At 39.3% G+C, this 7,194-nt stretch carries 6 protein-coding genes; 1 reads left to right on the top strand and 5 read right to left on the bottom strand.

The features are described 5' to 3' along the window. Window positions 1–62: 62 nt before the first annotated feature. From phoR to KPC_RS00665, 3 genes are all read right to left on the bottom strand, one after another. Window positions 63–1,418, bottom strand: a complete 1,356-nt coding sequence (gene phoR / locus KPC_RS00675) for a phosphate regulon sensor histidine kinase PhoR (protein WP_121972531.1) — start codon at window positions 1,416–1,418, stop codon at window positions 63–65. Window positions 1,419–1,443: 25 nt separating this feature from the next. After that, complete coding sequence (gene phoB, locus KPC_RS00670) at window positions 1,444–2,154, bottom strand: phosphate regulon transcriptional regulator PhoB (RefSeq protein ID WP_121972530.1); 711 nt, start codon at window positions 2,152–2,154, stop codon at window positions 1,444–1,446. 242 nt (window positions 2,155–2,396) lie between these two features. After that, entirely contained in the window at window positions 2,397–3,077 is a 681-nt protein-coding gene (locus KPC_RS00665; protein ID WP_407641961.1) for a TetR/AcrR family transcriptional regulator, read from the bottom strand. A gap of 235 nt (window positions 3,078–3,312) precedes the next feature. On the opposite strand from KPC_RS00665, the gene KPC_RS00660 reads away from it, so the two are divergent. Next, the gene (locus KPC_RS00660; RefSeq protein ID WP_121972529.1) at window positions 3,313–4,161 is read left to right on the top strand and encodes an SDR family NAD(P)-dependent oxidoreductase; all 849 of its coding nucleotides are present in this window, start codon (window positions 3,313–3,315) and stop codon (window positions 4,159–4,161) included. A 57-nt stretch (window positions 4,162–4,218) separates the two neighbouring features. Here the strand turns inward: KPC_RS00660 and KPC_RS00655 are convergent, their stop codons facing one another. Further along, a complete protein-coding gene (locus tag KPC_RS00655; RefSeq protein ID WP_121972528.1) occupies window positions 4,219–5,598 on the bottom strand; it encodes an LLM class flavin-dependent oxidoreductase in 1,380 nt (459 codons plus the stop codon). Between the two features lie 137 nt (window positions 5,599–5,735). Next, window positions 5,736–7,103, bottom strand: a complete 1,368-nt coding sequence (locus tag KPC_RS00650; RefSeq protein WP_121972527.1) for an MATE family efflux transporter — start codon at window positions 7,101–7,103, stop codon at window positions 5,736–5,738. Window positions 7,104–7,194: the final 91 nt, after the last annotated feature.

Here is a 7,194-nt window from a genome sequence, read left to right as displayed (position 1 = left end):
ATTTTATATAAGGTGCTATTTTAAAATAGCACCTTATACTTTATTTGCTTGTTTAATATATATTAAACAAAATATAAGCGATTTTTAGGGAAGACTGCTTTAAAGATTGAACCTTCACCTTCTTTAGATTCGACTTCCAGATATGCTCCATGTTGCATCAATACATGTTTTACGATAGCAAGCCCTAAACCAGTTCCTCCCGTTTGGCGGCTACGGGCACTGTCAACCCGATAAAAACGTTCAGTTAAGCGTGGTAAGTGCTTAGGGTCTATGCCTATGCCTGTGTCTTGGACGGTAAAATAACCATGTTCACCATCATCATGCCAGCCTATGGTGATCGTGCCACCTTTAGGGGTATATTTGATAGCATTGGTTATCAGGTTACTAAATGCACTTGCAAGCTCCATATCTGATCCGATGAGATCACAATGGCTATCAATATCCAGATTGAGGGTATGCCCATAGTCCACGTTATAGGCTTGAGCATCATCAAATAACTGGTTCATCAGACTAGGCATTTCAATGATCTGATTTTTGGCAATCTGTTTATTATTTTCCAAACGGGATAGAAGTAATAAATCATTAACCAAGGCATTCATGCGTTTGGTTTGTGCTTGCATTTGATCAAAAGCACGCTTCCACCTTGGATTAAGATCTTCCTGATCAGTGAATGTTTCAATATAACCGCTCAAGACAGTAAGAGGTGTGCGTAGTTCATGTGAAATGTTGTCTACAAAATCCTTACGCATCTGTTCCAGGTTATGCATGCGAGTCACATCATAAGCGACCAATAAGCGACTTTCACTACCAAATCGGGTCAGTTTGATTTGTACATAATGTTCTTCATAAATCGAGGATTTAATTTTAATTCCATCTGGCGATTTATCGATATTATTAAAATACTCAATAAAACTGGGTTGCCGGATAATGGTTAAAATATTACGCCCACGATCAAGAGGCTGAATACCTAAAAGTTTTTCAGCAGCAGGATTCCACCATTCGATCTGATGTAACTCATCTGTCAATACTACTGCTTCAGCCAAAGCCACGAGAGATGATTGGGCACGATCAATTAAACCTACCATTTCGGCCTGTACGATTCGTTCCTGACGTTGGGCACGGTAAACATTGAAAAGCAGAGCTCCCCAGATACCGTCAAGATTTGGTGGGGCATCATAAGGGCGATTTGAAATCCAGTCATTGACGAGATACAGTGATCTCAACTGTAAGGCAAAGAAAGTAGCAACTGCAAGTAAAATACATCCCCAGAAATACCCAATCCCCAAACCGATAAATCCACCAATGACTAATAGAAATGCCAAGAGGCGTAAATCTTGTTTAGCAAATGTCCACAAACTGCTGTAACGAAATTTCTTATGTTCACGTGCCAGATCAGGGACAGGGTAGGGTTCGTACATAAAATATTGTTTACCTGAGTAAAAGTTAACCTAAAGCGACATCTGCACGTGTAGAAAAGCGGTAGCCAGTACCACGAACGGTTTGCACATAACGATCTGCACCATATGGTTCCAAAACTTTTCGTAAACGGCGAATATGAACATCGATCGTTCTATCTTCAATATAAACATTTCCCCCCCAAACCTGATCCAAGAGTTGGGCACGCGTATAAGCACGCTCAGGGTGAGTCATGAAGAATGCAAGTAAACGATATTCAGTTGGTCCCATGTCTAATATGCTTTGACCAAAGCTAACACGCTGGCTAACTGGATCAAGTACCAATCCATTTGCATCAATGGTCTTTTCACCACTTAAGGCATTGGCACGGCGTAGAACGGCCTTGATACGTGAAACCAACTCTCGAGTAGAGAATGGTTTGGTCATGTAATCATCGGCACCTGCATCCAGACCTTGAACTTTGTGATCTTCTTCTCCACGTGCCGTGAGCATAATCACTGGAATTTCTGCAAGATTTTCATCACGTTTTAAGCGGCGACATAGATCAACACCACTTACGCCACCTGGCATCATCCAGTCCAAAAGAATAAGCGCCGGACGCTGATCCACGATCATTTGATGGGCTTGTTTTGCATCTTCGGCTTGTAAACATTGAAAGCCTGCCATATCCAAAGAGGTATGGATCATCTCACGAATTGGAAGTTCGTCATCGACGATTAATATATAGTCATCTTTCACAACGCAATATCCTAGTAATGAACGGTGAACCGTTTTTTATTTATGACAGGCTTATTACAAAGACTAATTATGACAGTATCATTGCAAAAAAGCCCATATAGGTCATGTTTGCAATAAAATGTGACAATTCTTTGTCATGTATTTTCTGTAAATATTTCAAAAATCAATATTAAGTTAAGTTAATTCAAGATATTGAATATATTTTTTGTGCATAAAAGAATTTTTTGACAATTTCATGACGATCAGACTTTTTTTGAAAAATTTTCTACTAAAGATAAAAAAACTGTTTCACAAGCGGTCAGAATATCATCCATAGAGTGTTTAAACCCGCCTGTTACCCAACGGATGGCAATTTGAGTGACATAACCATTTAAACCGGTTGCAACCAAAGATATTTCTTTTTCAGTACGATCTAAATGCGGTAACATTAACATGACAAAGGCATGAATCATACGATCAAAACGCCCCATAGTTTCGTGAATAGTTGCGTGATTATGCAACTCTTGAACCAGCATGGCATCAATGTAAATAATCCGTGCCATACGCGGATCATTCTGTAACATACTAAAAAGAGCTGTTAAGCCTTCATGAATCATGATCCTGGGATCGGGGGAGGCTTTCATAACCGCCTGCATTACATTTTGTTGTAAGGATTCAATGAGCTGTAGAAAGATAGTTTGAAAGAGTTCTTCACTCTTTTTAAAAGATTCATAAAAATATCGTTCAGTCAGTTTGGCTTCATTACAGATATCTTTGACTGTGACTGAAAAAAAACCGTGCGTTCCATATGCCTCTATACCTGCCTCAATCAGTTTTTCTCGACGAAGCTCCTTTCTCTCAGTTAAGGACATACCTTTGAACTGACGTTCTTTATTACTTTTTTTGGCTTTTTCAGCTTTTTCCGCAGATTCAGGTGTCATCATCAATATACATCAAAAATTTTAAGTTTATTTCAATGGTCAGTATCTTATTCGATCTCTCAATATATTCAAACGCATAAATCTATACATCTCCTGAAACGTAATGATATGGGTTGACCCTTTAGGATAATAAAACATCTTTTTGTTATATTGACAATAATAATTGTCAAATTTATAGTGATATTCGTGAGTTGCACATCAAGGTTATGTGTGCATAGAATTCAAACAAGGAAACACGATGAAAAATTTTAAAAATAAAGTTGCTGCGATTACTGGTGCAGGCTCAGGTATGGGTCAACAACTTGCTTATTTACTTGCAAAGCAAGGTTGTCATCTTTCTTTAAGTGATGTAAACGAAAAAGGTTTGGCTGAAACTGTTGAATTGGTCAAGCCTTATAATGTTCGGGTGACGTCTAAAAAAGTCAATGTTGCTAACCGTGACGAGATGAAAGTCTGGGCAGAGGAAACTGTTCAAAATCATGGTTCTGTAAATATGATTTTTAACAACGCTGGTGTTGCGCTGGGTGCCACAGTAGAGGGTGAAACGTACGAAGAGTTAGAATGGATTGTTGGAATTAACTTCTGGGGCGTAGTGTATGGAACAAAAGAGTTTTTACCGTACATAAAGAAAACTGGTGATGGGCATATCATCAATATTTCCAGTCTGTTTGGGTTAACTGCTCAACCGACACAATCGGCTTATAATGCAACCAAATTTGCTGTACGTGGTTTTACTGAGTCACTGCGTCAGGAACTTGATCTGGAAAATAGTGGTGTGAGTGCACTTTGTGTACATCCAGGCGGGATTCGTACCAACATTGCCAATAACGCACGTATGAATGATAGTTTACGTTCTCTGGGAATGAATCCGGATAAATCAGCTAGAGCATTTAATAAGCTTTTACGCAAACCTGCTGTGGAAGCATCTCAGGAAATTTTAGATGCGGTATTGAAAAACAAGCGTCGTTTATTGATCGGTAACGATGCAAAAACAATTGACATCATGCAACGTGTTTTACCAACGGGCTATCAAAGAGTCGTGGCTTTTGCGACCAGGTTAAGCAAGCGTCTGGAACCAAAAAACTAGATAAGATATAGATATAAAAAAGACCGCTCAATTCTGAGCGGTCTTTTTTTAAGGAGATTAGGATGCAGCAATAGCCTGTTTAGCCAATACATATTGGTTTTCTGGGCGCTTTAAACCCAAGTTTTCACGCAGGGTAGTACCTTCATATTCAGTGCGGAAAATTCCGCGACGTTGTAGTTCAGGTATAATAAATTCGACAAAGTCATTTAAACCTGCTGGGGTGGTGGGTGGTAAGATGTTAAACCCATCAGCAGCTTCATTTTCAAACCATAGTTGCAGTTGATCGACAACTTGTTCAGGTGTACCGATTAATGTCCAGTGACCGCGTGCACAAGCAATATATTCGTAGAGCTGACGGATCGTAAACTGATGTTTATGTGCGATTTCAATCATCATTTGCTGGCGACTGGAAAAGTTTATTTCAGTATCTTTGAGCTTAGGAAATGCTGCATCTAGATCATACTGGGATAAATTAATTCCACCTGACAAACCAGTCAGTAAACTCAAGCCAACTTCAGGGTGGATTAGGTCATTTAAGAGTTGGTATTTCTCTTTGGCTTCTTGTTCCGTTTTTGCCACAAATACTGAAACACCAGGCATGATTTTAAGATCGTCGGTATGTCGACCATATTTTTTTAATCGGGTTTTAAGGTCACGATAGAAAGACTGGGCATCTTCTAAACTCTGTTGCGCAGTAAAAATAACTTCAGCATATTGGGCTGCAAGTTCTCTGCCATCTTCAGATTGTCCTGCTTGCACAATAACAGGATAGCCCTGTGGTGGGCGAGAAACATTTAGGGCGCCTTGTATATGAAAATATTTTCCATGATGAAGTGGCTCGTGTATTTTTTCAGCATCAAAAAATTGTCCCGATATCTTATCGTATTTGAAGGCATCATCTTCCCATGAATCCCAGAGCTTTTTGGTGACCTCAATAAACTCACCTGCACGTTCATAACGTGTTTTTGCATCAGGATGTTTTTCAACATTAAAATTGCGTGCAGTATCTGCTGCAGAAGTTGTAACGACATTCCACCCCGCACGTCCTTTACTAATATGGTCTAAAGACGCAAACTTGCGTGCAAGTAAATATGGATCTTCGTATGTTGTTGATGCTGTTGCGATAAAACCGATATTTTTAGTGACTACGGAAAGTGCAGAAAATAGTGTGACAGGCTCAAAGCATACAGATTTGTCTGTAAGACCTGATGCTTTTTGAGCTTTTGATGTATTTTGTCCCCAATTTACCCAATTAGAAGAAAGACTATCCGCTAGAAAGTAAGCATCAAATAGCCCACGTTCTGCTGTTTTGACCAGTTCGATTGCATAATCGATATTGAGATGATCCTGAGGACGAGACTCTGGATGTCTCCATCCTGCAACATGCTGTGAAGTGGTTGGAATGAATGCCCCAAGTTTAAGTTGACGTTTAGTCATAATCATTGCCTTACTTGTTTGTTTTGCAATGGTTATAACAAGGAATGCAGAGGCTGAGAAATACGATTAAATTAAATCCATATAAAAATTATGGATTAAGTGTTTGCATTGAGATGAAGTATTTGATTTATTTGAATTTAAATCAATGCCTGGATCTTTTTCTTTTTCCATATGAACTGGAAATATAATCCCTGTAAAATACACAATGAGAAAAATGCAAGTGCATAACCATACCAGATACCTTGTAACCCCCAGATCTTGCTGAAACAATATGCAGCAGGAATTTCAATCAACAGAATTGAACCGATATTAATCATCATTGGAACATTTACTGTCCCGCTTGCCCGCATGATCGAGGCAAAAATGGCACTTGCACCAAAAAACAAGATTGACCAGAGTACGATAAATAATAACTGTTGTCCGAGTACCATGACATCTGCATCGGTAATAAACAGCGCCATTAAATACTTGGAAAATAAATAACCTAGACTGATCAGAATCCCTGTAATAATAATATTCATACCTAAAGCGGTTTTTGTCACTTTAGAAAGCAGTTCTGATTTTCCTGCACCAATGGCTTGGGCTGCAAATATTGAGGCTGCAATAGCAATAGATAAGGCAGGAAACTGAATGTAATTGAGTACCTGATTGACAGCACCATAAGCAGCAGTGGCATGTGCGCCATATTGATTGACCAAGCCAATGATCACCAGTCCAGCGATAGAGGTCGTAACCATCTGGATGGCTGTAGGAATGCTGAGACGTAGAATAATTTTAGTTAATGCCGAGTCATGTCGAATATGGCTAAGCAAATGACGATCAGGCTTTAAGGGATGATTTCGTTTGTTTAAGAAAACGTATAAAAAAATGAGAACAGCAGTATAACCCACGATTGTTGCGATAGCAGGTGCGATGATGCCCAGTTTAGGAAAACCGAAGTATCCACCGATCAACACAGGCGTGATAATAACGCCAATAATACTGGTCATTCCCAAGGCAATAAGTGGTGTCACACTGTCACCGACGCCACGTAAAATGGAGGTGTAAATGATATAGACAAACAGCAGTGGACTTCCAGCCAGCATCCATCGCACATAGGGCAATGATAGGTGCATCACTTTGGGATCTATACCTAAAAGCAGTAAAAGATCTCTGGAAAATATCACGCCCATCAGGGCGATAATACATCCGCCTATCAGAGTTAAAAATAAGGTTGAACCAACAACACTGCGGACTTTTTCAATATTTTTAGCCCCCCAGGCTTGTCCGACGAGTACGGTCGCTCCTGAAGATAAGCCAATGATGAAGGCTAATAAAAAAAACATGATAGGAAAAAATACAGAAATTGCTGCAATGGCATCAACTCCCATCATTTGCCCAACGAATACTGTATTAATGGTTCCTGAAAGGTTTTGCAAAATATTCGTGGCAATCAACGGCAAAAGAAAAATTAGAAAAGTTTTCCAGAAGTGCGGTTGATGGAGGAGTTGTTGCCGAGATGTCATATTATTTTAATGTAAGCCTGGAAAGTGTTATTTAAGATATTCACAATAGCATAGAAGATGATAAAAATACTTCGACTTTTCGGTAACTTCG

This window comes from Acinetobacter stercoris (genome assembly GCF_900323515.1).
GTDB classification, from domain to species: Bacteria; Pseudomonadota; Gammaproteobacteria; order Pseudomonadales; family Moraxellaceae; genus Acinetobacter; species Acinetobacter stercoris.
This window is presented reverse-complemented; position numbering and strand designations above follow the sequence as displayed.